The 25155-nt window shown below is 60.0% G+C and carries 32 protein-coding genes; 18 read left to right on the forward strand and 14 right to left on the reverse strand.

Going from position 1 to position 25155, the window contains the following annotated elements; translation table 11 throughout:
* The 5 genes from RJT48_RS02365 to RJT48_RS02385 are packed head-to-tail and all read right to left on the reverse strand — an operon-like array spanning position 1 to position 3270.
* Positions 1-1692, reverse strand: a complete 1692-nt coding sequence (locus RJT48_RS02365) for an Env/VP5 family phage fusion protein (protein ID WP_311170623.1) — start codon at positions 1690-1692, stop codon at positions 1-3.
* Positions 1689-2228: a hypothetical protein gene (locus RJT48_RS02370; RefSeq protein WP_311170624.1), complete on the reverse strand. Its 540-nt coding sequence runs from the start codon at positions 2226-2228 to the stop codon at positions 1689-1691. Before RJT48_RS02370 ends, RJT48_RS02365 begins: the two co-directional genes overlap by 4 nt.
* Positions 2221-2478 carry a hypothetical protein gene (locus tag RJT48_RS02375; RefSeq protein WP_311170625.1) on the reverse strand — a complete coding sequence of 86 codons (258 nt, stop codon included), beginning with the start codon at positions 2476-2478 and terminating at the stop codon, positions 2221-2223. Before RJT48_RS02375 ends, RJT48_RS02370 begins: the two co-directional genes overlap by 8 nt.
* Before the next feature lie 7 nt (positions 2479-2485).
* A complete protein-coding gene (locus RJT48_RS02380; RefSeq protein WP_311170626.1) occupies positions 2486-2893 on the reverse strand; it encodes a DUF8023 family protein in 408 nt (135 codons plus the stop codon).
* Between the two features lie 5 nt (positions 2894-2898).
* Positions 2899-3270, reverse strand: a complete 372-nt coding sequence (locus RJT48_RS02385) for a hypothetical protein (protein ID WP_311170627.1) — start codon at positions 3268-3270, stop codon at positions 2899-2901.
* A 139-nt stretch (positions 3271-3409) separates the two neighbouring features.
* Here RJT48_RS02385 and RJT48_RS02390 point away from each other — a divergent pair, with 139 nt between their 5' ends.
* Positions 3410-4738 (forward strand): HEPN domain-containing protein, encoded by a 1329-nt coding sequence (locus RJT48_RS02390; RefSeq protein WP_311170628.1) that lies wholly within the window; start codon positions 3410-3412, stop codon positions 4736-4738.
* 59 nt (positions 4739-4797) lie between these two features.
* On the opposite strand, the gene RJT48_RS02395 is transcribed toward RJT48_RS02390, so the two are convergent.
* The 7 genes from RJT48_RS02395 to RJT48_RS02425 form a co-directional block, all read right to left on the reverse strand.
* Positions 4798-6849: a DUF8148 domain-containing protein gene (locus tag RJT48_RS02395; RefSeq protein ID WP_311170629.1), complete on the reverse strand. Its 2052-nt coding sequence runs from the start codon at positions 6847-6849 to the stop codon at positions 4798-4800.
* A gap of 524 nt (positions 6850-7373) precedes the next feature.
* Positions 7374-8411 carry a tyrosine-type recombinase/integrase gene (locus RJT48_RS02400; protein WP_311170630.1) on the reverse strand — a complete coding sequence of 346 codons (1038 nt, stop codon included), beginning with the start codon at positions 8409-8411 and terminating at the stop codon, positions 7374-7376.
* Positions 8408-8578 carry a hypothetical protein gene (locus RJT48_RS02405; protein WP_311170631.1) on the reverse strand — a complete coding sequence of 57 codons (171 nt, stop codon included), beginning with the start codon at positions 8576-8578 and terminating at the stop codon, positions 8408-8410. The genes RJT48_RS02400 and RJT48_RS02405 overlap by 4 nt, the downstream gene beginning before the upstream one ends.
* A gap of 35 nt (positions 8579-8613) precedes the next feature.
* A complete protein-coding gene (locus RJT48_RS02410; protein ID WP_311170632.1) occupies positions 8614-8958 on the reverse strand; it encodes a hypothetical protein in 345 nt (114 codons plus the stop codon).
* A gap of 85 nt (positions 8959-9043) precedes the next feature.
* The gene (locus RJT48_RS02415; protein WP_311170633.1) at positions 9044-9886 is read right to left on the reverse strand and encodes a hypothetical protein; all 843 of its coding nucleotides are present in this window, start codon (positions 9884-9886) and stop codon (positions 9044-9046) included.
* On the reverse strand, positions 9883-10080 hold the full coding sequence (locus RJT48_RS02420; RefSeq protein WP_311170634.1) for a hypothetical protein: 198 nt from the start codon (positions 10078-10080) through the stop codon (positions 9883-9885). Before RJT48_RS02420 ends, RJT48_RS02415 begins: the two co-directional genes overlap by 4 nt.
* A gap of 149 nt (positions 10081-10229) precedes the next feature.
* Positions 10230-10493 carry a hypothetical protein gene (locus RJT48_RS02425; RefSeq protein ID WP_311170635.1) on the reverse strand — a complete coding sequence of 88 codons (264 nt, stop codon included), beginning with the start codon at positions 10491-10493 and terminating at the stop codon, positions 10230-10232.
* Between the two features lie 462 nt (positions 10494-10955).
* Between RJT48_RS02425 and RJT48_RS02430 the strand changes: the two genes are divergently transcribed.
* The 5 genes from RJT48_RS02430 (at position 10956) to RJT48_RS02450 (ending at position 13101) form a co-directional block, all read left to right on the forward strand.
* Complete coding sequence (locus tag RJT48_RS02430; RefSeq protein WP_345784724.1) at positions 10956-11222, forward strand: winged helix-turn-helix domain-containing protein; 267 nt, start codon at positions 10956-10958, stop codon at positions 11220-11222.
* A 208-nt stretch (positions 11223-11430) separates the two neighbouring features.
* A complete protein-coding gene (locus tag RJT48_RS02435; protein WP_311170637.1) occupies positions 11431-11772 on the forward strand; it encodes a hypothetical protein in 342 nt (113 codons plus the stop codon).
* Positions 11773-11780: 8 nt separating this feature from the next.
* Complete coding sequence (locus tag RJT48_RS02440) at positions 11781-12182, forward strand: hypothetical protein (RefSeq protein WP_311170638.1); 402 nt, start codon at positions 11781-11783, stop codon at positions 12180-12182.
* On the forward strand, positions 12175-12375 hold the full coding sequence (locus RJT48_RS02445; RefSeq protein ID WP_311170639.1) for a hypothetical protein: 201 nt from the start codon (positions 12175-12177) through the stop codon (positions 12373-12375). The genes RJT48_RS02440 and RJT48_RS02445 overlap by 8 nt, the downstream gene beginning before the upstream one ends.
* Positions 12376-12495: 120 nt before the next feature.
* Positions 12496-13101: a site-specific integrase gene (locus RJT48_RS02450; RefSeq protein ID WP_311170640.1), complete on the forward strand. Its 606-nt coding sequence runs from the start codon at positions 12496-12498 to the stop codon at positions 13099-13101.
* On the opposite strand, the gene RJT48_RS02455 is transcribed toward RJT48_RS02450, so the two are convergent.
* Positions 13102-13359, reverse strand: coding sequence for a DUF8053 family protein (locus tag RJT48_RS02455; RefSeq protein ID WP_311170641.1), 258 nt, complete (start codon positions 13357-13359; stop codon positions 13102-13104).
* Positions 13360-13889: 530 nt separating this feature from the next.
* Here RJT48_RS02455 and RJT48_RS02460 point away from each other — a divergent pair.
* The 9 genes from RJT48_RS02460 to RJT48_RS02500 are packed head-to-tail and all read left to right on the forward strand — an operon-like array spanning position 13890 to position 21520.
* Positions 13890-15395 carry a hypothetical protein gene (locus RJT48_RS02460; protein WP_311170642.1) on the forward strand — a complete coding sequence of 502 codons (1506 nt, stop codon included), beginning with the start codon at positions 13890-13892 and terminating at the stop codon, positions 15393-15395.
* Positions 15396-15401: 6 nt separating this feature from the next.
* Positions 15402-15845, forward strand: a complete 444-nt coding sequence (locus tag RJT48_RS02465) for a hypothetical protein (RefSeq protein ID WP_311170643.1) — start codon at positions 15402-15404, stop codon at positions 15843-15845.
* A gap of 46 nt (positions 15846-15891) precedes the next feature.
* Positions 15892-16248: a hypothetical protein gene (locus RJT48_RS02470; protein ID WP_311170644.1), complete on the forward strand. Its 357-nt coding sequence runs from the start codon at positions 15892-15894 to the stop codon at positions 16246-16248.
* Entirely contained in the window at positions 16248-16745 is a 498-nt protein-coding gene (locus RJT48_RS02475; protein ID WP_311170645.1) for a hypothetical protein, read from the forward strand. The genes RJT48_RS02470 and RJT48_RS02475 overlap by 1 nt, the downstream gene beginning before the upstream one ends.
* Positions 16742-16978 (forward strand): hypothetical protein, encoded by a 237-nt coding sequence (locus RJT48_RS02480; protein ID WP_311170646.1) that lies wholly within the window; start codon positions 16742-16744, stop codon positions 16976-16978. The genes RJT48_RS02475 and RJT48_RS02480 overlap by 4 nt, the downstream gene beginning before the upstream one ends.
* Before the next feature lie 58 nt (positions 16979-17036).
* Positions 17037-17477 (forward strand): hypothetical protein, encoded by a 441-nt coding sequence (locus RJT48_RS02485; protein ID WP_311170647.1) that lies wholly within the window; start codon positions 17037-17039, stop codon positions 17475-17477.
* Complete coding sequence (locus RJT48_RS02490) at positions 17474-19234, forward strand: hypothetical protein (protein WP_311170648.1); 1761 nt, start codon at positions 17474-17476, stop codon at positions 19232-19234. The genes RJT48_RS02485 and RJT48_RS02490 overlap by 4 nt, the downstream gene beginning before the upstream one ends.
* On the forward strand, positions 19227-20144 hold the full coding sequence (locus RJT48_RS02495; protein WP_311170649.1) for a hypothetical protein: 918 nt from the start codon (positions 19227-19229) through the stop codon (positions 20142-20144). Before RJT48_RS02490 ends, RJT48_RS02495 begins: the two co-directional genes overlap by 8 nt.
* Positions 20141-21520, forward strand: a complete 1380-nt coding sequence (locus RJT48_RS02500; protein WP_311170650.1) for a hypothetical protein — start codon at positions 20141-20143, stop codon at positions 21518-21520. Before RJT48_RS02495 ends, RJT48_RS02500 begins: the two co-directional genes overlap by 4 nt.
* Before the next feature lie 462 nt (positions 21521-21982).
* On the opposite strand, the gene RJT48_RS02505 is transcribed toward RJT48_RS02500, so the two are convergent.
* Positions 21983-22243, reverse strand: a complete 261-nt coding sequence (locus RJT48_RS02505) for a hypothetical protein (protein ID WP_311170651.1) — start codon at positions 22241-22243, stop codon at positions 21983-21985.
* 661 nt (positions 22244-22904) lie between these two features.
* Between RJT48_RS02505 and RJT48_RS02510 the strand changes: the two genes are divergently transcribed.
* Genes RJT48_RS02510 through RJT48_RS02520 form a run of 3 tightly spaced genes read left to right on the forward strand, consistent with a single transcriptional unit; the run spans position 22905 to position 25142 of the window.
* Positions 22905-24335 (forward strand): hypothetical protein, encoded by a 1431-nt coding sequence (locus tag RJT48_RS02510; protein WP_311170652.1) that lies wholly within the window; start codon positions 22905-22907, stop codon positions 24333-24335.
* 1 nt (position 24336) lies between these two features.
* Complete coding sequence (locus RJT48_RS02515; RefSeq protein ID WP_311170653.1) at positions 24337-24645, forward strand: hypothetical protein; 309 nt, start codon at positions 24337-24339, stop codon at positions 24643-24645.
* A complete protein-coding gene (locus tag RJT48_RS02520) occupies positions 24642-25142 on the forward strand; it encodes a hypothetical protein (protein WP_311170654.1) in 501 nt (166 codons plus the stop codon). Before RJT48_RS02515 ends, RJT48_RS02520 begins: the two co-directional genes overlap by 4 nt.
* Positions 25143-25155: the final 13 nt, after the last annotated feature.

A 25155-nucleotide genomic window follows, 5' to 3' on the forward strand; every position in this document is an offset into this window, starting at 1 on the left:
TCAGTTGTTCGCGAAGAGCAGGGCAGCGCCGCCCGCGCCGATCAGGGCGACGGCCTCGCCAGGGAGCCCGAACATCGAGAAGCCTTCGAGCAGGGCACCACCTCCACCAGAGGTTTCCTCCTCGTACTTCTCGATGAGTTCCTGGTTCTGTTCGTTGAGATCGTCCCACTCCTGTTGAGTGATGTAATTGGTGTCATCCTGTGGCTCAGAGTTGGTGAACGAGAGGGAGTCCTCCGACTCACCAGTCTCCTCGTTGGTGATGGATTTGACCGTGAAGGACGATTTGATCTGTACCGTTTCGTACTGGGTTTCGTTGGTCGGGCTCTCGAACTCGATCGTATCAACCTCAGTGATAGCGGTTTCGAGTTTGTCCGTCAGGTCGACGGAGTAGGTGCCGTCACCGTTGTCCGTAAAGTCCGCCGGTTCGACTTGGACAGTCTCACCGGCAGTGGTTGTGACGTTGTAGACGACGTTCTCGTACGGTTCAGCCGTGAAGGTGAGCACACCTCCGTCGATAGCAGTTTCGACGCGGGACCAGGTTCCGGTCCCAGTTCCGACGTCGTAGGTGAAGTAGACGTCACCGGTTAGGTTGGCAGGGTCGTAGGTGTTGCCGACCTCGATGGTGGCGGTGTCAGTGAGGCCGAGCTTTCCGACGAGAGTGACCTGCTCGTCGCGAGGGGTGTAGGTGATCTTCGCCTTGCGCTCAAGATCCATCGGGATGTTGAGCGCGATCAGATCAGCCACAGCCTGCGGGTAGCCACCGTCATCGGTCATCATTTCGGCCTGTTCGCGTGGAGAGAGGAGGTCAGTGACCTCGACTTCTCCCGACTGGACCGAACCGTAGACATTGCTGACCCAGGTAGAGATGCCGTTACGAACATCGTCGAAGGTGGTGTCTATCTTTTCGAGAATGTTCTCCCAGGTAGTGTGATCGAGAATCGTGGCGGTACTCCCGTCATACGTAACCTGCAGTCTCGCAGTGTAGTCGTTCCCGTTACCATCGCCGTACTGGTCGATCGGGTCGATGTACATATTCGACGCGTCGATGTCTTGGAAGGTCATCACGTCGAACGATGTACCATCAGGGAGCGTAACGGTATCGTAGGTCGGAGAAGCTTTTGAGACACCCCTATCCTCACCAGACCCAGTATGGCGGATGTGAGTTGTAGACGCATCCGGATGCGCTTCGAGAGCATCAAATGCGTTCTTGAACTCGTTTGCGCCCTCATTCCAGCTTTTGAGAGCATTCTTTTTGACAGTCGTATGATACTGGTCGATGGTGTTATTCGCAGCATCGAGGACTTCGGACTCAGTGGCCGAGTTGTTGATAGCCTTGATAGCAGCGAGTTTCGCGTCACTGTAGGCCGTGTGGTCGATGCTGTCGATGATGTTCTGATTATCGACGAAGGTGCTCTTATCGCTGGATTCGCGCTTTCGGAAGGACTCGTAGGTCTCTTGTTCGAGAGCATCCTGGGTGAGTCCTTCGGGATGATCGTCAGCGCCGATCACCTCGTACTCACGGAGCGCCCATCCTGCAGCGACGGCAGCGCCGACAGCCAGGGCAGCAGGGAGGATGGCCTCAGACTCTTGGACCGGGCCGTTGTCCAGGGCCATCGAGCCGCCGCCGACTACGGCAGCGCCAGTCGCAGCGCCAGCGCCCTTGATGAAGGTGCGGCGGGAGATCGAGGTCATCGGTCATCCTCCTTGAGGAAGATGTAGCCGCCGACGAGCACGACGGCGATCATTCCGGCGGTCTTTGTGTCGATGCCGCTCGAAGGGGTCGAGCCGCCACCCGAGTTCGGAGTTCCAACAGCGATGTACGTAGCGTTGGTGGTCGTCGAATCGCCCTCGACGACAACCCGGTACTCGGAGTAGTTGGCAGAGTCGATCGAGGTGTACTCGTAGTTTTCTACGGTCCCGTACGGGGCCTCGATCTGTACCTTTTCGACCTGGGTTTCAGTGCCGTTCTCGACACCGTAGAGTGTGGTGTTGACGGTTTCGACGTCGCCGGTACTGTTGTCCAGGTCGACGTAAATATGGTCAGTCTCGTTATCGACTGTCATATTCTTCTCGACCAGAACGTCAGTGCCGACAGACGCGAAATTGGTCGTATCAGTCAGGACAGCAGCAGCAGCGGTCCCACTGATGAGCGCCCCTCCTACGACGAGCAGGAGGAGCGCGGTGGCAGCGGTACTTCCAGTTTTCCAGTTTGAGAGTTTGTTACGCATCGGTTTTCTCCTTGAGTTCCGCAATTGCTTCGTCGTCGAGGCCGTCGATGCGCGACTGCGTTGACGGCGGATCGACGAGCGAATACCCGAGCAGGAGCGCAGCGATCGCGGGAACGACCGAGATCATCGACGGGCCGGAGTAGCCAGCCAGTCCAGTGATGGTCGCCGCGATCGTCGAGAAGCCGAAGCCCATCGTGATGATGGACGAGGCAACGCCTGCACGGTTCGAGTCGTCGAAAAATTGGGACATTAGCGGCTCACCTCACAGCGACGAACCAGCCGAAAAGGGTCGCGAAGAACGCGAGCTGTGCGCCGAGGGGATCCCCGATTGCGTTGAGGAAATCGGGAACCTGAGTCGTGTACTGGTAGCCGAGGGTGAGAACCGGAACGATCCCGAGGGAGATCTTCTCCCAGTCCTCGTAGTATTCGAGTGCTTTCGTCTCCGAGGACATAAACGCGATCGCGTAGACGGCGATCCCGCCGAGTGCCGCGTGTTCGGCGGTGAGCGTATAGCCGCCGAACCACTGCAGGGTGAGATCCGTGATCCCACCGAACTGGTACAGCGACGTCGCGACGAACACGACCGAGATGATCGCCGGAAGCGTCCGCAGGTTCGCGTAATCACCGACAGCATCAGTAATGCTGTCTGAGTAGTGCGACGTCATCGGAATCACTCCGTGAGCTGCCGCACTTCCCAGAGGTTGTACTCGACTTCCTCATCCTGTCCCTCAGGGGTGAACGTGCGCGTCTTCTCAGTTTTCCTGAACCCGAGGACGAGCCCCTCAGCGGAGCCGTGTTTGTCTGCGAGAGTGTCGAGCCGGCGGTCGATCTGCCCGTTCGAGAACATCACAACGATGTCGCCGAGCCCGCGAGCGATTTCGAGGACGTCGTTGTCGTATTTCTGAGTCTCCTGCCGCTTGCGGAGTTCGCCCACGACAGTCTCGCCTGCGTCGAGTTCGATCCATTCTGCGTCGTCGTCACCGGATGATTCCGGTGCGTCGACGGGTTCCATCTCGTCGAAGCTTGGGGTTTCAGTCGACATCTGCGAATAGAACTATAGCTGGAAGTATCCTAGAGATACCGACGCTACGGTGAAAGTGAATACTAAGATCATAATCGCTCTACCCGCTCGATTCGAATACCACCCCAAAGTGTAATAGAATCAAAATTCATGTGATTGTATGAGCGAATCGACTGAAGAATCTGAGTTTGATATTGACGATGAGAATTTGTATGATTCTTTGTCAAGTTATATTGAGTCTGTCCTAAATATAGTGAGTTCTCTTCCGAATACTGATTTGGAAAACCGGAGGACAGTACCACAGCCTCAAGAGGGAAGTTTTGTAGAAACAAACGCTCAGGATATCGACGTAGGTAAAGCGAAACAACTCGCTGAAAGCATAGCTTGGGAGGAATTCCCCGGGTATTCTGAATGTGAAAGTGCATTCGAAATTAGTGATTTGTACAGTAAAGAGGCGGGCTATGCAGTTGATATGGGTGTGATTGAAGATATAGATACGCAAGACAAACTGGTGAAAGAAAATTCGCTCCCCAAGTTCTTAACCAGATACCTGATAAAAAATGGCGAACTTGAGTATGATGAAGAAAAGCTCGAACAAACATATACTGAATTCGAGGACTATCTAAAAAGTGATTCCATCAAATATCGCGGAACAGCTCTTCTAAGTGGATTTGAAATGGAGCCTGAAGAATTGGAACTTGGTTCAGATCTTAAGATGAGAGAAATTGGAGAAGATGAAAAAAGAGATCTACTAAGATATGGTCGTGCCTACCGCACTCAGACACCCGGAGGTTATTATGTTATTGAGAAAACATATACAGTCAATAAATTTGAGGGAAGCCGTCGTGGGCCCGCTACAGAGTCGTTCCATAATCTAATACTCGGATTGAGGCTTTTTGACATTGAGGGAGACGTAGGTTATACTGCATATACTGTAGAACCTCAGTCACCATTCCATATTGAAGCAAATCCACGCGCTGTGGGCCATGTAACACCAATATATGGAAAACCTTATCAATTACAAGAGGATAATGCTGAGGATTTCGTGGAGTTTTGGCGGAAAATTGGAAAATATCTTAGTAGTCCCCCGGAGAGCTATAGAATTGCAATAGATAAGTTTTCAACGTCGTTCAATAGGACTAACGAGAATGATAGGCTTCTTGATTCGGTAATCGCATTGGAAGCGATATACCTGAAATCTACTGAAACTCAAGAAATGTCCTATCGTCTGTCGCAAAGAGGTGCTCTCTTGTTAGGAAATACTAAGGATGAGGCTAAAGAGATCCAATCTACCCTGAGAGATGCATACAACCATCGTAGTAGTCTTGTCCACGGAAGTTCAACAGATGTTGAGCAAGATTCAGTAATTGAACTCCACGAACTTACCCGAAGGTCGTTGTCTAAATTCCTTCACTCATATGCAGATGACAAAGACCACCAAGAAATCCTAAGTGAATTAGATGAGGAAGCAATAACTCCTGCTAATTGATAATACCAATTTTCAAGAGTCTAACCAGTGACCAGCCTAACCAGAGTATCAGACGCAGCCTAAGACTCTCCCCACACTTGGGCGAGTGGCGGCGGTCGATCAGTATTTTCAGAGACCGACGGCGCATCAGCATCGTGGATATTCTCCTCTAATACTTCAAGGGATGCGGCCTGAGAGGACGAGACGGGCATATCCCAGTAGGCGAACGCACCGAGATAGTCGATCGAGACCCAGTAATCGGTCGACAGTTCTCGGAGAGTCGCCTGTGCGCGTCCAGAGTCGAGGAGTTCATCGAGATCAGGCTCGTGGACCCACGTTTCTGCGTATTCGCGAGAGAGTTCGATCACAGTATCTTGTGACGCCCACTCAGATGCGTCGCGAGCGTCACTTTCGAGTTCAGCCTCTTCGGGATCGATGATCCGCTCGATCCCGCGGGAGGTCGACCAGAATTGCTTATCGGTCGCCCAGTAGAGAGCGAGCTTCCAGACTGCTGCCTTTGAATCGTCATCGTCGGCGGTGACCGTCTCTCGATCCTCGAAGGATTCCGCGACGTCGGAGAGTGCGCCATACGTGGCACTCAGATACTTCCCGAGGTACGACCCAGCGGTTTTCTGAAAGATGATCTCGTCGTCGCCTTCCATATTGACGAGATCGTGCTGTCCGGCACGCTCCGCAGCCTCTTCGCGGGAGAGATCGTTATCACCGTAGCGGTACCAGTCGACCCATCCTTGCGAGGAGTTGAACCGCACGCCGTCGAGATCGTGTTCTCGCCGGTACCAGGTGAGAATCGTATCCTCGGTGAATTCTTGGATAGTTTGCCAAGTCCCCTCCTCGACGAGCGAGGAGCCGACGAATGGAACGATATCTTGAATCCCGTTGTCGTCGGGATCGTCGGGATCACCAGCTGGGCGGAGATCGTCGCGGTAGACCAGCGGGCGGACGTCGACGACTTCGCCTTGGCCGTAGTCGGACCACTTCCGCGACAGCTCACCTTTGTCGATAAGCCAGGGCATTCCGTCAGATTCGCGCCGCGGCGGATCGAAATACAGCGTATGGAGATGTGGCAGGCCACCGGAGGCAAATTCGAGGACTTTCAGGTAATCAAGCGTCTTTCGAGGCCGTCCAGTCACCTGGCCGTCGAGTTCCGGACGCCAGCCAGGAACGTCCGAGTCTCTTGTATTTGCCTTCGTTGAAGGGTTTGAAGACAGATACTGCTGGAGCCGGTGAAAGTTCGGATTGATGTTTTGTATGGAACCGAGCAGCGAGTCGTGCTGTTTTGGGTCAGTCGTGAGTGTCGTAAAGGCCGCAGTCGCGCCCGGTTCCGCTCGCGCGTCGAGCGCGTCCTGGAGGCGAGCGAACGAGCGCCCGTGCCGGTCTTCGGAGTTGAATCGTGTCTTGTACTGTTTGGTCATCCGGCGGGTTTCGGTCCCCTTTCGGGATCGAACGTGGACGTCGAAGGCGAGTCGGAAGTCATCGATGCGCCGGATGTAACGAAGGAGGCCTTCAGCGGCAGCCGACTTTTGCGCGTCTGAAAGGTGAGATTTGACGGAGGAGAGGACGCGCCGGACGAAATCGCGGTCGGAAAGCGTGCCGTCGTCGGGGGTGTCTGTTTCACTAATGCCTGATGAAATCAAGTCAAGAAGCCGCAGTGTGGGAACCACCCGGGTCGACGAACCCGCGCTTTCGAGATCGACGAGTCCGGCGGCTTCGGCGGCCTTCGTGAAGCGGTATGCAAACTGGTACTCGGAGTCGCTGCCGTCGAGCTGATCGACGGTCGAGGTTTTCTCTGAAATGCGATCGAGGGCAGCATCGTGACGTTCTTCGGCGCTGTTCCAGTCGAGATCAGCAAACCCGACGGTGTTGCGCCAGGGGTCAGTTCCGTAGAGTCGAAGGCCGTATAGTCCCACGTGGACGAGACGAGAGCGGAGTATTCCTTCCGGATGTTCAGCAACGAGTTGGAGGAGCCGCGCGCGGTCGCGATCGCGTTCGGTGTACGATCCGTCGAGGAGCCGGCCTCGACCCAGGAGCCCCTCCTCTTCGAGTTCTTCGAGGAGGTAGTCCCTGATGGGGGATGTGTTACATCCGTCCGAGATCGAGGTCCCCGCGCTCATCAGCCGAGGGAGGGGGCCGTATCAGTGGAGGTATCACGCGCATCCTGGTACCGATCAAGATGAAGATCGGACAGAGCCGCGTGAACTGCCCAGAGGAGTGTGGGATGTATCCGATCGACGGGATCACCTCGATCGAGTACCGGGACGGAGTGACAGGATTCACACTCACGGTAGCGGGTCCGAGACTGGGTGCGCGGATTGATACACCCCGAGGCACAGGCCCGACAGTAGTATCGGACATACTCTTGTCCAGGCGGACCAGTCACTGGGACCACCTCCGGTTTCCCTCGCTGAAATCACCAGACAGCGGCGGGCCGGATTCGAGATCATTGGTAATTCGATCAGGCGGCCTGTTATTTTCATCTGATATAAGTGAGTAAGTAGCAGGAGCAGCCGCTAAGAAGCAGTATTTCCTACGAACTCTAAATGACGAAAAAGTTAGATGGACTCGCCGGGAGAGCGTTAACCGGGCTCCTTTGCACAGACTGAATTCGTGGAGTGAGTTGGCGAATTCTCTCATCGGTTTACTTATCTTGGAGATGCTCACGACGGACAGCCATCTTCTCGTCTGGCTGTCGGGCGTCGTAGTGTCGGTACAACACTTCGAGCGAGACGTTCATCCGCTCGGAGACGACCTCCGGAGACACGCCTCGAGCGAGGTGGTCAGTGATCGACCCGCGCCGCCACCCGTGGGGGGATCGCGACGACGGGCACTTGCTGGGCGTATTCGGCTGCCCGTAGGCCTCGCACGACTCCTGTTCGCGATCGTGGGGACACTCGTCCCACCGGCAGGGCTGGGTCCATCGGTACGAGATATCGCGGAGCGTCGAATCGCTCACACGGCCCTGTCGAGTCGTGAACAGGGGACCACGACCGTGGTCGTCCCGGACGTCGATCCGATGAACGTCGATGTATTCCTGGATCAGCTCGAAGAGGCGTTCCCCGACCCAGATCCAGCGCTCGCCGTCTGTCCGGTTCTTCAACGGCGTCTCGGTCTCCGGGCGGTGATGGATCGCGATCGCGTGGTCCTCCTCGCGAAGATCGTCGACGTCGAGACCGCGCATCGCACCGAGGCGGATCCCCGTCTGCCACCACAGCGACAGAACAACGTGCTCGCGAGTCGCGAATCGATAGCGGTCCAGGTACTCGAGAATCTCCTCGGCGACCTCCGGATCGACCTTCACGTCCCGGGCTTCGGCGCCGTCCGCGACCTCCGGAGCGTGAACACGCTCGCGAAGGCCGGGCTCGACAGCATCGAGATCGGCCCAGTACTCCAGGGCGACGCGGATCGCCGAGAGTTCCTTCTGAAGGCTGATCGCTTTCACCTCCTGGCGACGATCGTGGACGAAGTCCGCGAGATCACGACCCGAAAGATCGTTCAGGTTCTCGATCTCCTCGTCGCGACACCACGCGAGAAACTGCTCGAGCGTGGTCTGGTTGTTCTGGAAAGTCGACGTCGCGACGTTCGGCTCCCGGTGCTCCAGGAACCGCTCGACGCCCTCCTTGGGGCTCATCGGGACGAGGTGCTCGCGGAGGCGCTCGTGGCTCCCTTCGTCCCTCATCGTGATGATCCGGGGCCGATCTCCGCGTACTCGACGGGGTGATCGGTCCGCTTCCGATGGACGATCTCGTTGACAGCTGCGAGCACCCGATCGCCTTCAATCAGGTCCTCGTAGGGACAGCCGTGACAGACCACGTGAAAAACGGCCTTTTCAGGTCGCTCAGACACCGCCCCCACCTCCGTCGGATCGTTCAGTATCGTACTCAGACATGACGATCACCTCCCGCAGTCGCGAACTGCGACAGACCGGTCTGGGTCGGCGTCGAGGCCGTCGACTCCGAGCCGTCAGATCGGAACTTCAGGAACGCGTCACACTCCCAGTTGGGACAGCTCCCAAACGATGGCGAGCACTCCCCCGGATCACCGCAGATCGTGCTCACGAACTCCGTTCCGCACTCGGGACAGACGACGTCGACGTGCGGGACGTTGTAGGGCTGTTCGATCACCGCGTCGGTCCGGCGCTCCCGAGCGAGTCGCGTCTTCCGTCGCGAGTCAGACGGAGTCCGGAGATCCTCGTCGTTCACGAGGACCCACCCCACGGTTTGCACTCGGCGTCGTTCGGATGGATGTTCCCGCAGACAGCGCAGGTGATGATCTTCCCCTCCGCCGCGTCCGAAGCGGACTCAGCGCGGCTCAAGGGCGCTCACCTCCCAGCACGCGAAGGGCTTCCCGAAGCATCTCCTCGTCGGCGCCGTTCGCCGCGTGGAGGACCTGCCGAACGAGCCGGTCCTTCTCACCGATATGGTCGGGCTCCGGCCACGGGACGCCCTTCACCTCAGTCCAGAGCGTGTACATCGCGTCCTCGTCGAACTCGATCTCAACGCGGCGCTCCTCCGTGGCGACCAGAAGGACGTAGCCCTCCGAGTCGAACGCCGGGCCGTAGACGATTCCGGACGCGCTCGAGACCTCGTAGCGGTCCGTCGCGACACCGCCGTCGGTCTCGAGCCGAATCTGGTCGAAATCTCGCTCCCGCTCGATCGCCGCGCGCCACTCCGCGAAGTGACCGCTGTCTCGATCCTTGTCGAGACAGTCCCAGCACCGGAGCGCCGCGTGATTCGTCCGGCCCTTCGTCGGGTAGACGCGAACCGCGGCCGGATCCTCGCACCCGGAGACGTCGCAGACAAGCCCGCCGTCGGTCGCGACGCCCTCGCCGCGGTCGACGTCGTCCTTATCGAGGTCCACGTAACCGGTGAACGGACCCCAGCCGATCCGACAGTCGTCGCACTGCTGCCACGTGATCGACTCGCCGGGAAGTCCCCACGCGCCGACGTCCATCAGGTCGCCGCACTCCGGACACGGATGGCCCATCGGCCGACCGCCATCGGATTCGATGGCCTCGCCGCGGTCGACCTCGCCGATGTCCTCCTCGAGGCCATCCTGAGCGAGCCGCGCCATCTCCTCCGTGCGATCCATCAGCGAGCACTCCCGACACTTCCGCTTCGGCGTGGGCGCACCGCAGTCGACACACCCGCTCATCGCCCATCACCGTCCCAGCGGCCGCAGTACGCACATTGTTCCTTCGGACAGAAGCGCCGCGATCCGATCTCGTCGCACCAGTGGGACACGGCCCGATCGGCCTGCCGCTGGGGCTTTTCCCGCGTCAGTGGCGCGCCGCTGCCGTCAGTTCGAAGGCTGTACTCCTCGCTCGTCGTGGATTGATCTCTGTACATAGTACTCGCTCGAAGGAAACCGGTCTCGTGACCGCACGGTTCTAAGGTCCGCTTAGCAGGCGCTCGCGCTGTTATGCCCTCTATAACTAAACCGCATTTAGGGCAATCGACACCCGCCCTCCCCGCTGACGTGATTCGATCGGGAACGCTCACGGCCGTTCACCGCCCTTGTAAAGGTCGACATAATCGCCTACGTCCGTCGTGAGCTTCACTTCCTCGCGGGCGAGCATCCGCCCGGTCTTCTTGTCCCGCAGGTCCTCGAACGCGGGATCCACGTCGTCGTGCGACCGAGCGCACGCTGAGCAAATAAAGTGATAATTCGAGGGCGTCCAGTCGCGGTGGCCCCGCGGACAGGTGTACCGCCACCGATCCGCCTCGTCGTCCAGGTCGATCTCCGTAACAGCCTGAGACATCACACTCGATCCCGACGAGAATCCACCCAAAAGGCCCGAGCCTTGTACGCGGACTGAAAGTGAAACTAAACGTTTCACGCACCCGCGGCACGGTGATCGGGGGACAGCGGCGGTGAAAGTGAACGGTCGTTTTCCTTCCGGAATTCCGGAGTCGTTTCCGGAATCGGGCGATACAGTCGTCGTACCGAGAGTTTCAAGTCCCGGCAGCGTCTTTGCGTTCATAGGCTTTCGTGCCTTCTTCACGGAAGCCCACGCGGGCCCGCTGGTGCCAGCAGCGGTCCGCACTTTTTGGGAAAGGACCCGGCCGGCGAGCGACGGGTCCGCGAAGTGCTTCCGTTGATACACTGTCATAATAGCATTTACTTAATTCTACTGCACGATTTCGTGTTTGATAGAACACGGTTAACTATTCACCTCTCTATTGTTCGATACGAATTATATGATAAGAAAGAACGACGTGGTATGCGACCGCGGGTGTCGTGGATGAACCAAACAGACGACCGGGTTCTGGAGCTTTTAGAAGAATCCGGATTGATCCTTTCACCAGCGGTAATCGCTAAAAACCTTGATTACAGCAGGAATTGGGTTTCTCGAAGGCTTGGAAAAATTGTTGATGCTGATCTGGTAGAACAAATAGACGATGGATATTACCGGATCACCGACCGCGGCCGCGCATACCTCGCTGGGGAGCTCGACGCCGACGACCTGGAGATCGTCGACGAGGAGTAAGCGGCGATTAGACCTTAACCAACATCGAGCGAGCCGACGGTTTAGTGTTGGTTAAGAAAGCGCCGCGCCCACGAGGTACCGCGCTCGTGGGGAAAGATAAAAGTCAGACGTTCGAAGTGTTCAGTCCGTATGAGAAGTGGTGTATGGCGGGCTGGGGCCCGCACTGGGGTAGTGACGACAACGGTTCCTGAATCTGTCGGTGGTCGCGATGAGTGACCACAATCGGGAGGATGTCGCGATCTCTTGGAGCGAGGAGTCAAAGGAGGAGTTGTCCGATCTTCAGCAGGAGATTCTGGTGACATCGCGGCTGAACCCGGAGATGAACGCGACCGATATCGCGAGTGAAACGGGAGCATCGGAGTCTTGGGTACGAAAGACGCTGAACGAGTACGAGGACGATCTGGAGATGGAGAAGGAGACATCGTCTTCAGGCGGGTCAGCACTGGGATCGCTGATAATGCTTCCATTCAAACTGATCGCCGTGACGTTCAAGTTCGCGCTGTGGCTCGTGGCACTTCCGTTCAAGATACTCGCGAAGATTCTCGGGTGACACTGTAGATGGCAGCAGAGCAGACGATCAGCCGGGCTCTTCGAATGCTTGAGGCGATATACCTCCTTCTGCCGATTGTGGCTATTTTACTCCAATCTATGGTGCGGTTTTACGCGGAGGATGAGAGCGTCACTGACTGGGAAAAATCGAAGGCATTTCTGATTGCAATCGGCGGGTACGCACTGTTAGTGGTGAGCGCTGGCGCGGTTTTAGTTACGCTATCAGCGCATAACGTCGATACGTTCCTATTCTTGGCCGCTGTCGGTTCTCTCGTGGGATTGGTGTTTTTCGGAATGGCGGTGTTCTATTTGGTCAGCCACGTGATGACTGAGGAAGGGCGGTCACCGAAGGATGAAAGGACCCACCAATCGAAACTTGAGACTGAGAACGATGGGGGAAAGAATGACTGATTTCGAGGAGGTGTTTAGAGCGATTGTAGCCCTCATCGTGTTGGCAGCTATCGCACCCGTGTTTCAGCAACTCTTGACGCAGTATAATACTGGATACGCTGATCTGCTGAGGTCTGTTTACGAAATTGCCTTCATCGCTTTGATCGTGTTCGCACTTTTGGGTCTGATCCTGGCGGTTGCGGATATGTTCTGAGTATTTTCTTCACCGACTTGTGTAACAACTCGGAAACGAACGGCCGAAATCGGCCCTGATGCCGGCCCGATCACGGCCGACCCCTACGCTTATACTGCAAGGTTCTCACGGGAAATCGGAATGAGATTAGAAGCTACCTCAAAGCCAGATCAGTACCACGTGTGGATGACCGACGACGAGCTCGAGGATCTCCGCCGGGCCGCGGCGACCCACCGCGACGACCTCGTGATCCAACTCGGCGGGTACGTCGGCCTGCGGGCCTTCGAGATCCCGCAGATCTGCCCGAAACACGTCAAGCGGACCGACGACGGCGATCACTACCGCCTCCGGGTACCGCGCGGGAAGGACACGACCGGGAACGGCGGAAAGCCGCGCGACGCCTACCTCCCGCGGGAGGTCGAAGGCGACATCCACCGCTACAAGAACGCCGAAGGGATCGGTCGCGACGAGTCGCTTGTCGATATCTCCGAGCGTGCCGTCCGAGACGTGGTCAAACGCACGGCCGAACGGGCGGCCGACCAGACGGGAGACGAGGACTTTCAGTACGTGAGTAGCCACGATCTTCGCCGACGATTCGCCCAGCGGCTCCTCGTCGACGAGCAACTGAACCCTCGCGTCGTGATGACCGTCGGCGGGTGGGACTCCTTCCAGGCGATCGAGCCCTACCTGAACGCGCCGACGCCCGACGTCGTCAACGAAGCCTTCGAAGAAGCAGGTCTCGGGTAGTCAGTCGGCGGTTCGTGGACCGAGACCTTCGTCGAAAAGCCGCTGAGCGGCGAGCCGCTCGACGACCTCCGACTCCTGGAGATCCGGAAGGTCGCCCTCCTCGGAGATGCGGACCGCGTAGGACCTGCGGCCGAGCCGCTCGACGTCGACGGTGACTCCATCGGGTACTTCGCCGTCTGATACGACCTCGTCCTTCTCGAGGTACTTCTTCGGGATCGTGACGACGCCGGAACCGCTGTCTTTTCTGAGTTTCTGCATAGCCGTCGGCTGATGACCTCTTGGTATAAAACTAACTCCTGTCAGGTGTTCGTCGTGTGAATCCTGCGATTTCCCTGAAATACTAAGGAAGGGGTCATCACGCGCGTGTTATCGACCGAGACGGTCGATATCAGTATGAAAGGACAATCGGGGGAAGGAATCGAGACGCTTCCCCACGGCGGCGTACCGAGATCTCGATCGGAGGCGCGATGACCGACGCGCTCGACGAGCAGCGGCAGATATTCGAGCGCGTCGAGCGGATCCAGCGTGATCGTGCCGAGAGACAGGTCAACGTCCCCGGCGAGACTGTCGCGGGGAAAATGTGACCGTCTTCGCGTCGATGATGGCCCTCGCCGTGACGGCGATCGGGCTGATCGTCGGGACAACGGCGCTTTTAGTCCCAGTGCTCACGATCGCCGAGCCGGTTCTGACCGACTCGGGACCGACTCGACGAGGATCAGTTGTCGCAAGTAACGTGTACGATCGGCTAACAGCGGGTGGCGTCCGGAACCGCCGACGACGAACACATTATGAAACGTAAGACGCTGTTTTCGATCCTTCTCGTGTTCGCAGTGGTGGCTTCCGGAACAGTCGGAACGGTCGCCGCCGCGGGCTACGGGATGAACGCACAGGCAGAGAATCACCCGGACACGTGGTTCCAGGAAGACGAGCTGACGATCGAGTCACACGATCAGTCCTCGATGGACTGGCTCGAGTACGAGGGCGATAACGGCGACATCAAAACGATCGACGCCCACGTGAACGGCACCGACGGCGACGCGAAGGTCGCCTACCGCGCGGATCAGCTCGAGGCCGACGCCCTCGGCCAGTTCCCGCGGTACTCCGACGAGGAGAACAACACCGACACGTGGCTGAACACGAGTCAGTGGACGTCGACGACCGGCGTCACCGTCTCCGATACCGACGGTGCGACCGCCGCGGGCGTTCCGTCGATCGAGATCGCCTCGGACGGCTCGTTCACCGATGGCACTACTGGCAACGCCGAGTACACGCTCTCGGATCCCATCACGTCGGACGTCGAGAAGCTGTACCTCCAGTCGATCCTGAACGTCGATACGCTCGATAGCGGCGCGGTCGTCGAGGTCCAGGTCCGCGACGGTGACGGCGACTACGTGAACGCGACGATCGACTCCTCGGCGACTGCGACTGCCGAGGACACGATCGCGAATCAGACCGCGAACGGCGTGATCTACCAGCGCCAGCTCGGACAGTTCGCCGTCGAAGGCAACGGCGACGGATCGCTCGACGCTGTCGAAACCGTGCGCGTCGAGATCCGCGACGGCGACGGGACCGTGACGATGACCGGTCTGAACGTTCAGAAGAAGTCCCGCTGGGACTTCGGCGAGGAGCGTGTTCTGGACACGTCTACGGACGATGACGACGACTACACGAGCGAGACGGTTCGCGAGCGCCCGATGGGCGGAGAAATCGAGATGTCGAGCCTTCAGGGGCTCGGTGAAGAGTTCTCGAGTGCGACCATCCACAAGCTGACGTACCTGAACGTTGAGTACCGGCTCCAAGACAAGCCGGATTCGGTCTCGATGGCGTTCACGGAAGCGAAGAATTACCCCGGATTCCCGACGCTGCTGGATCTCTCGTGGCGTCGGACGATCCCGACGGCCTACGATATCAGCCACGGGAACCTTGAGCTGAAGCACCGCCAGACGTTCATGTCTGAGCGGTACATCCAGATCCGATACGCGGAGGGCGTCGGTGAGACGTCGACCGACGACATCGCCGACAGCTCCTGGATCGATCTCTCGTCGAGCCTCGGAGAGGAGAACACCGAGATCACCGCGGACAGCACGGTCCAGCCGGACACGACCTACGTCGTGGAGTTTGAGGTCAAACTCCTCGAGGATCAGGTCAGCGCCCTCGAGAAGTCCGGCGGAGCCGGTGGCTTCTGGGGCTCGGACGGCGGTGGCGGTCCGTTCTCGTCGCTGTACAACTGGGTTGCAGGCGGCGTTGTCGGCCTGCTGAGTATGCTCGGCATCAAGAAACGAGTGGGGGCCTGATCGACGATGGCACCACGCCTCGACCGTGCGCTGACCTACATCAACCGAGCCGACTCCCTTGGGGGATTCGGCGAGTCGTTCATCGCCGGCGCTGGCGGGCTGGTGCTGGCGTTCTTCGCGATCATCATCGGCATCGGGGAGGCGTTCGCGAACCTGCTCACGAGCCCCGTCGACACGTTCTCGACGGTCACGTCGGACTTGCTACTCGCGACGTTCAGCGCTCCAGCGCGGTTTATGCAGGATGCGTGGAACACAGCCGCCATCCAACTCGGTCTGGATCCGTGGAACACCCTGGGGCCGTTTGTCGCCGTTATCGCCGCTGGAACTGTCGTCCTCACGCTGATGGTGTTCGCGTGGTACGTCGACTCCATCGACTCGGACACACTCACCGGCATCGACTTCCCGTTCATCAACCGGGACACGGGCGGCGACCTCGAGGACGAGGTGTAACGATGTCGCCAGTGTCCACCTTCGCGACGACAACGGGGGAGAAACGATGAGTTCCGACTCCTCTGCGTCGGAGTTCGTGAAGGCCGGGACTGGCGAGATCAAGATAGCAAAGCTCGTGAGCACGCTCTTGGGCGCGGTCTGGCTGACGATCGCGGCGGGCTGGATCGCGGTATCAAGAACGATCGTCCAGATACACGTCTCGGTGCTGAACGCGGTAGCGCAGATGTACAGCGGTATCATCCGTGCCTTTGCCACCAACACCGTGGAGGCCTCGGAGGCGGCGTGGGGCGCGGCGTTCCGCGCTGCCGTCGAGGCGGATCCGCTGCTTGCACCGATCATCTTCTCGATAGAGATCGTCGTTGTTTCGGGACTGCTCGTGACGGCCAGTCGGAGGTGGATCTGATGTCCAGTTCGGAACCGGGCCCAGGATCCACGACGAGCGACGGAAATGTCCTACCCGACTACGTTTCCACGCTTGAGCATCTCGTCCCGCTGGCGACGGCGATCGCGACGGCAGGGTCGAACCCGAAAGCCTGGCTCGAAGACTTCATCTTCAGGAAGATCGGGGAGTGGGTCGTCGGCGGGATCCTCAACGGGACGCAGTTCGTCCTCGGATGGATCATCTTCGCCTACGAGCGAACGACGTCCATCCTGATCGGCGTGATTCCACAGCTCCAAGCACCGTTCACGATTCTGGAGAACGCCGTTGTCGGCGTGATCGAGACGATCTACGGGGCGGCGATCGGCGTCGCACAGACGGCTGGGCTCGCCGGGCCTCCCGCGACCGCGTTCGCGACGGTCCTGATAGGGACTGTCCTCTTCGCGACGGCGTGGGGCATCCTGAAAGTGATACCGGGAAGCGACTTCGTCGAAGGAGCAGCGGGGGCGTTCAGACGATGAGTCTCAAAAATACGATCGAGGGCGGAACAGCGCTCCTCGGCAACCTGTTCGTGTGGATCGCTCACTCCGAGACGATCTGGTTCGGGATGCTGGGGAGTTATCAGACGTATCTCGCACCAGTGTACAATCTTCCCGATCTCCGGGGGCCGATGGCGTTCGCGACGCTGCTGTACGTCGGCCTTCGTCTGGGAGATCTCTGGGAGAGACGAGAGGAGGTAGAAGATACACTATGACCTACGAACATCGACAGAATAGACGACGAACAGACCGCCGCCTCGAGGAGGTGTGCCGATGCCGATCGACGTGATCGGCTGGGCCTCGTCGCACGTGGGACTCGTGTTGACCGCGATCATCGGGCTCGTTCTGGTGACGTGGGCCTACGAGGCGGCTGACGAAGCCGACGACGCGATCGAGGCTGCCCAGGAGTTCGGCTCGCGGACGAAAAGCGGTCTCGGCAGCGGGACGAACGTCGTGCTCACCGGCCTCGTGGTAATGGTCGGGTGGGCCGCGACGACGTTCGCGACGGCTGGTGAAGCGCTCCAGTTCGTCGTTTCGCTGGCTCCGTCGGCGCCGGTACTGACAGCGTCGGCGTTCACGATCTCGCTGGGAGCGATCGGGATCGCGGACCTGATCGTCATCAAGTGGTGGCACTTCGCGCTGCTCTCGACGGCGATCGTGGTGTTAGCGTTCGCGTATCGGGTCGATCTCTCAGCGGAGGGAGTCGGCCGGTGAGGCGGACCGTCGCGCTCGTGGCGCTGGCGCTCCTGATGGTCAGCAGCGGTGCCGCCTCGCCCGCTTTCGCCCAGGACGGCGGCGACGCGGGCGCGGCGGATCGTAACCTCACGCTCGAGGAGCTCCTCCCGGGCGGTAGCAAACCCGCGAACGCGCCCGATAGCGTCCGACAGAACGGACGGTACGGAGAGTTCGTGGTAAAATACCTCCCGACGGGACTGCTCGTTGACGAGGGCGAGAACAGTGCCTCGTGGCGGTACCTACAGCCAGGAACCACGATCAAACGGAACTACCTCCAGCTGTGGTCGAAGCGCGCCTACGGCGCGGAGAGTCAGGAGTACGTCGTCGAGATCGCCCATTTCACGGTCGGACAGCAGACCGTGACCGATGAAGAGGGTAACTCGAGAAAGCGGAAAGTCGCCGAGAACGTGACCACGTACTCGCGGACGATCTCCCTCGGTGGCGGATACGATTACGCGAAAATCGACCTGCGGCCGCACTACGACGGCCGTGTGCGGACCGTGATGTGTACGCGACAGCCGAACGAACCGAGCTGTCTCTCAAACCCCGGCGACACGCGCTGGACGTTCTATCATTCGTCGTCGAAGGCGACGATGTCGATCGAGACGAACAGCGCCGGAGCACGGCTCTCGTGGGGAATCGTGCTGATCCTGCTCCCGTTCTTCGGGACGACGGTGACGACGCTGTACGGTGGCCGGAAGTTCGTCGAGAAGGCAAAGGCCGGACCACAGATCTCGGCGATCTGGTGGTTCCTCGCGGCGGTTGGGGGTCTGATGTTCCTCGTTGTCGCCTGGGACTGGCTCTCGGGGACGCTGATACGTGCGCCGTGGCTCGTCTCCGCGGCCGCGGGCGTCCTCCTGGGCGTGATCGCCGTCGAGTGGTTCGGTAGGCGCACTTACGGCGCCGGCTTCCTCCAGTTCCAGCTCGAAGACGGGTTCGATCCGACGGATCCCGACGCCGTCGAGAAGGCCGCGAAGGACGCCCACGAGGACCCGGATGCGGGGAGCGCCCAGGATGCGCCGGGTGTCCTGAAAGCGTCGTTCCATATCGCCCGGTTCGCCCGTGGCGACAAGGGCGAGCGCTCGGCGATCCGGAAGGGGCTCCGAAAGTTCTGGGCGCGGGCTCGCGGCGCCTCGGCCGACCTCGAGGTCGACGGGAATATGCAGACCCGGATCGACGTCGAGGGACCGATCGAGGAGCTCTACCTGCTCGATCCCGAGGAGGAGGACCCGCTCGAATACGAACCCGAGGGCCACTCGATCGAGTTCCCTGATCTGATCACCTACGAGGAGACGGAGGACGGCGAGACGATCCGTAAGATCCACCCGATGCCGTACCTCGGGGGCGGCTTCGCGCTGGGCTTCTCGGCACTCGCCGGATCGCTGCTCACTGGCTCGTGGCCGCTGGGGCTGTTCGTGGGCGGCTTCGCGCTGTTCGCGTTCAAGATCGCCCAGCCGAGCAACGGGCGGCTATTCGCGAACCTCGCGCCGATCCACTACCACCACGCGGTGGCGTCGATGTTGACGCACGCTCGCGGACTCGCCGACGCGAAGTCCTGGGACGACTGGTTCCGGAACTACGCCGAGAGCGAGGCTGAGAGCCACGCGGACCGGAAGGAACTGCTGGACGACCGCAGTGAAAGCCAGATGGAACGCCTCTTCGACCGGTACGTCGGAAGCGATTCCGGTGACTCCCCGGTGAGAGGCGACTCGGAGGAGGCTCCCGCCGATGACTGAAGCCGTTCCCGACGGTCTCGATCTCGACGTCGAGGGGCCGGCCGACGGCCTGCGGACCGTCCTCGAGGTCGCCGACGCGGCAACGACGTGGGACGCCGAGAGCGTCCGTTCTCGGCTTCACGACGATCTCGAAGACGCCGGGATCGATCACCCGACGCGGCCGGCGACGTCGAAGCTCACGCACGATCAGATGGACCTCCTGGTCGATCTGCTGGAGGGCTTCCACTCCCGGCGCGAGTTCCTCCAGTGGCAGCAGGATCTCGTGATCCAGACCGTCGGGCAGCTCGAGGACTCGTGGTACTCGCGGACGGCCGCGAACGCGCCCACTGTCTCGGCGCTGCTCGGCGAGCCCTGGGGGAGCACCGAGGAGATGCCGGTCGAACTCGCCCGGGAGGTCCGCCGGGGGATCGCCGCGCAGGACATCCTCCCGGCGTTCCACGCGGGTCACGAAGTCGCCCGCTGGGCGGCTGTCGAGCGCGTAGATCACCTGGACGACGACGGCGACGAGGACGAAGATCTCGACCCGATCGACCCACGGGCCCAGGAGTACCCCCTGATGCGCCCGGCGTTCGGGGAGCTGTACGGACAGCAGGAGGCCGCCCTTCAGGATCTGCTGGATGGCTTCGAGAGGTCGGAGGATCTGCTCGCGTGGTCCCACCGCGTAACGTCCGCGTCCTACGCGGAGATCGATCGTGACACGATCACAGCACCGTACTTCGAGACGCCGCTCCGAGAGCGGCTTCTCGGCACGTCACCGACCGAGGAAGAGCGATTCATCCGCGAGTCGTGGGCGTGCGAGTACTTGCTGCCCGCGTTCAATCGCGCGGCAAACGCGCTCGGACAGCGCGCCCAGGAGGTTACGGCCGGGCGTGCGTACCAGGGCGACTCTGGAGATGGATCTATCACATGAGTGACGACGACAGGCCGCCGGAGATCGGCGGCAACGACGATCGCGAGGGGCACAGTATGCTGGACATCGTCCAGGATCCGGAGTTACTCCGGGAGCGCGTTGAGGGCGTCGAAGCGCCTGCACTCGATCAGACGCGGGAACTCACCGGTGACGACCGGGCGCACTCGGTCGGGGAGAACCTCCGCCGTGCGTTCGGCTTCCGGACGTGGTCGAACGTCCTCGGGGACCTGGAAAAGATGGATCATCCGGCTTTCGAGGACGGGACGCACCCGATCATCCAGCATCCGAGGGCGTTCCTGGATCACCTGATCCACGTCGACGACCTGGACAAACTCCGCCTCGAGCACGACGACCTGTCGGGGCTCTCGAAGCCTCGGCAGGCGCTGTTCCGGTGGCTCCAGGCGAACCCTGACGTCGTCCAGGAACTCCGGATCGGCGGTACCGACTGGGGAGCGTTCGGCCCGAAGGGCTCGGGGAAGTCGACGATGGCGATCTCGTTGATGATCCGGCAACTCGAGATCAATCCTGACGCAGTGGTCTGGCGCGGGTCTCCAGCCCGTGCGGAGTGGCTACCGCTTCGTGCCTGGACGCGACTCTGCCTCCCGGCCGGGCTCGACGTCGACGCGGTCCTCGATCCGCCCTCAGACGAGATGGAATCGATCGAGATCGACCTCGAGGAAATGGTCCACGAGGTCGTCCGCTACGAATCAATCCGGGAACTGAACCACGAGGTCCTCGAGGAGGGGATGTTCCACGTGGTCTACCCGGATCCGAAGTTTCGCGGCGCAACGAAGGCGTTCCGTGAGGCCGACGAGATCCAAGAGATCGAGCACGTCAGCGCGTGGGATGTCGAGCGCGACGAGGAGGACGATCTCGACCCGCAGGACGTGACGCCGCAGGAGATGTGGTGGTTCGCGTGGTGTATCGATAAGATCGATCACGGGCCGCCGATCTGGGTCTCGCTGCTCGCCGACGAGATCGGCAACTGGATGCCCGAGCACGCGAGCAACGACTATCACCGGCTCTACGACCGGATCGCGGCGTTCCGGGACAAGTACGTCGACGCTCGCCGGAACAAGTTCTCGGTGTTCGGGATCGGCCACGATCCCGAGGACCTCGCCTCGCTCGTCCGGAAGAAGCAGCGCTGGCGGATCACGCTCGCTGGAGCGGATAACCCGACGGGCGAGACGACCGGGATGGGCGAGTCGCCGATGAACCGGAACTACACGAACCGGATGCAACTGGGGCAGGCGATGTCGTGGAACTCACAGCACTTCGCTGACTTCTCCTGGAGCGACATCCCCTCGCAGTTCAAAGTTCCCGGGCAGTTGCACATCAGATTCCCCGAGATTCAGGAGGTGCTCGCGAGATGCTGAGACCCGGGTTCACCCGGATTTTGGCGGACCCGGAGGCTTCTGAAAAGCAATCTGCACAAGTCGCCGGAAATCGAACGGTTCGGGTCGAAATAAAGCGAATCAGCGCGAGATTCGCGCGGCGGGCGCTGTCAGCGACTACGCGCCCACGCGTAGAACAGAGACTAAAGTCAAGCCCCCTCCCCTATCGATGTGATCAGGCGCTGGAGGTGGCGAGATGAGATCGAGATTCGCCTCGGCGCTCGTCACGATCCTGCTCGTTACGTCGGTCCTCGCCGGGGCAACCGGACCGGCGCTCGCTCAGAATTCGGGTTACGTGGGCGTGCCGGATAGCAACGTCACCGAGGACCTGCCGGCGGGCTCGAGCGTCGACCTCGCGCCGTCGGATCTCCACGGCTCGGTGATGGCGAGCGATCACGCCGACAGCCTTCAGGTCGTGATCACGACACCGGAGCGAGCATCGGACTACGTGAACGGATCGCAGGTCGGCAGCGGCGACGTCGCGCTCGTGTTCAAAGACGACAGCGAGCACGAAGGCCGGACGGTCGCCGTGCCTGCGGACGCGATCCGGCAGGCGGTCGGCCACATCCCGAACGTCGTCCACGGCGTACACGAGGACGGTTCAAAGTGGACGAGCCAGGTCCGCGCGGAGAACGGACTGCTGTACTTCGAGATCCCGAAGTTCTCGAGTAACTCGGTGACGTTCTCCGGGACCGTCGAGATCACGGCGACGCCCGCGACCGATGGCTCGTCGTTCTCTTACGATCTCTCCGGAACTGACAGCCTCTCGGATCCAGTGGTAAATTTGACTGGTGTATCTAACAGGGCAAATAGGTCAATATCGGGGTCGGGATCGGAGACTGTGGATATAGCAGGGAATACAGAGCCGACAGGAGTGGATTCCACAAATCCGGAGGTATCAATTACCGGCGATAGAGAACTTGTCGAGTTCAATCTTAGCGGCACGCAAACGCGCAACGTATCGTTTAAATCCCGATTTGTCCAAAGTATAGACCTTTATGTCGTCGAAACTGGACCTACAGACGGATCTCAGGATATATTGTACCGAATCGGAGAATCTGAAAATTGGACAACATTGGCCGATTTGTACGTTAATAGTGGAGACACGTACACAATCAACGAGACAATAAACCGATCGAGGGACGGTAAGACTCTCCAAATCCGAAATGAAGGGAGTCCAGCAAGGGTCTACTTCGATATTAGGTCCGGTCCGGTTGGGACTATAACCGGGGAAGTCGACGGCAAAAAGTTCATTGAGACCAGCTTAAGTGATGGAGAGTCAACCGAAACAGAAGTAGATCTCCAGTCGGGGTCTCAAAACGTTAATATTTCTTCAGATAAGGGACTCGCAAAGTGGACGCTAAACGTGTCTGAACGGACGAAAAGCGTTGATCCCGCCGTCGAACTTAACGGCGCGAAGAAGAGCTACAGCGGGACTCTCGCGGACGGTGAGACGACGTCACTGACGTTCGACAACGGCACGCTCCAGAAGGGAACGAATCGGCTGAACGTCTCGGTTGGCGACGGGACCCTGAGCGCTGATGCTCCCGATCCGAGCGTCGATCTCGAATACTCCCACGAGGCGAGCACGTCGATCTCCACCGAGTACTTCAGCAACGGACTCGCCGAGCAGTACAACGTAACACACACGTTCTCTGCCACACAGACGGACGTCACGCTTCGAGTCCCGTTCTCGTCGACGATCTACCGCCTCGCACAACTGGAGTGGTCGATCGATGGCGGCTCGTGGAGCAGCGTCCCGGACGATCGCTACTCGTGGGAGAACAACACGCTCGTCGTTGATCTGAAAGACAGCGATACCGACGGCGATGTCGACGCGGGCACGAAGATTCAGGTTCGCACGGAGGGCCGGATGGTCGATGTGAACAACGGGAGGATCTCGGTGCCAGAGCCGACCGATCCCGACGCCGCCAAGATCGACAGTAAGATCAAGATCGAGAGTCGATCGAGCGACTTCAACATCGTCGTCGGAAGCGGCGAGCGACTCCACTACGCCTACCAGGAGAGCTGGAATACCGTCGAGGACTCCAGCGTGATCGCGAGCGATGGCACCCAGCAGATCTACCTGCCGAACGCCGACTCTGGCGATACCGCGAGGATCACGACTGCTCCGGTGGAGGTCGTCCCGCAGTCCGGAGACGCTCGTGTTCGTGTCCAGGACTCGGATGGACCGACGATCAAGGTCAGCGGCGGACCGGCTGCTGTCGGAGACGATGTGAAACTCCGATACTACGCGGTGACGAACGGCAAGAGCTACGAAGCCTACAGCGTCAGCCGTGACCGTCCGATCTCGAAAGATACTGCCGAGAACGGCGTCGCAGTGTTCTCGATCGACGACAGCGAGGAAGTGCTTCGGCTCCAGCTCGCCGGCAGCGACTCCGGCGGCAGCGACGACGGCGACACGTCAATCGGTGTGGGCTCGTGGCCGCGACCCGACCCCGGAACGACACTCCAAGAGATCGGCGTCGTCGTCGCATGGGCCGCGCTCGCGGTACTCCTCGTGGCGGCGACCGGCCGCTCGGAACTGACCGGGCGTCGCCGCTGGATCCTCGTCGGATCCGTCAGCATCGGCACGGGGCTGCTGTCTATCGAGGTGCTCCGACCGGGCACAATCTCGACGGCGATCGGCACGGGCCTCCAGGACGTCGTCCCGCTGGCAGGGCTGGCCGCGATCGGGATCGTCGGGTACTCGGTCTACTCCTGGTTGCAGGCTCGTGAGAAGGAAGCTGCAACGCCGGAGACATCGGTCGACTTCAACGTCGGGAGGAACGAGTAAGATGTTCCGAAATTTCGCGCGGCAGGCGATCACTGCCCTCGGAATCAAAGGAGTGAGCACGGTCGCGCTCGTGTTGCTGATCTCGATCGCACTGTACGCTCACAAGGCGTCGGCGGCAGGGAGAAAAGTCGTCTACGCGGGATCGACGGTCACGCACGACCTGAAGGTCGTCGCGATCGTGTTAACGGTGTTGCTCGTGCTGGGCGTCGCGACGCTGGACATCCAGCGCGGTCAGGAGTTGCTGCAGTCCGGAATCGAACAGATCCGGCGCTCTGGGATCGCCGATCGAGTCGCGAGGTGGTTCACGTGAGCCGCTTTGTAGACGTCGATCTCGGAAAGTTGCTGACAGCGGGGACGCCGGAGACTCGACGGGCCGTGTTCCTCGGCGGTCTCGCGCTGCTGTCAATCGTGAACTATCTGGATCTGGTCGGCGTCCTGGCACTCGGCTGGACGAACAACAACATCGGGTGGTTCGCCGCGTGCTGGACGTTGCTCATCGGGGTGCTCTTCGAGCCGGACGGGGAAATCCTCGCGCGAGCGGCCGACCTCGGTTATGCGTTCGTCGGGACGCTCGTGCTCGTGGTGGTTGCACTGGTGTCGTCGCCAAACGTTGGGATGACGTACCTGTTTCAGGCGACACCGATCGGACAGGTCGTGTACGCTGTCGTGCCGACGGTCGCGAACAGCCTGTTCGTGCTGTCGATCACGTACGGAAGCTACGTGGTGTTGGACTGGATCTCGGAGTATCGGAAACTTCGCCAAACGACGCCCGAGGAGCGTGTCCTCGAGGAGGTGGACAATGATTGAACCAGTGGTCACG

This window comes from Halobellus ordinarius (assembly GCF_031823395.1).
GTDB classification, from domain to species: Archaea; Halobacteriota; Halobacteria; order Halobacteriales; family Haloferacaceae; genus Haloquadratum; species Haloquadratum ordinarius.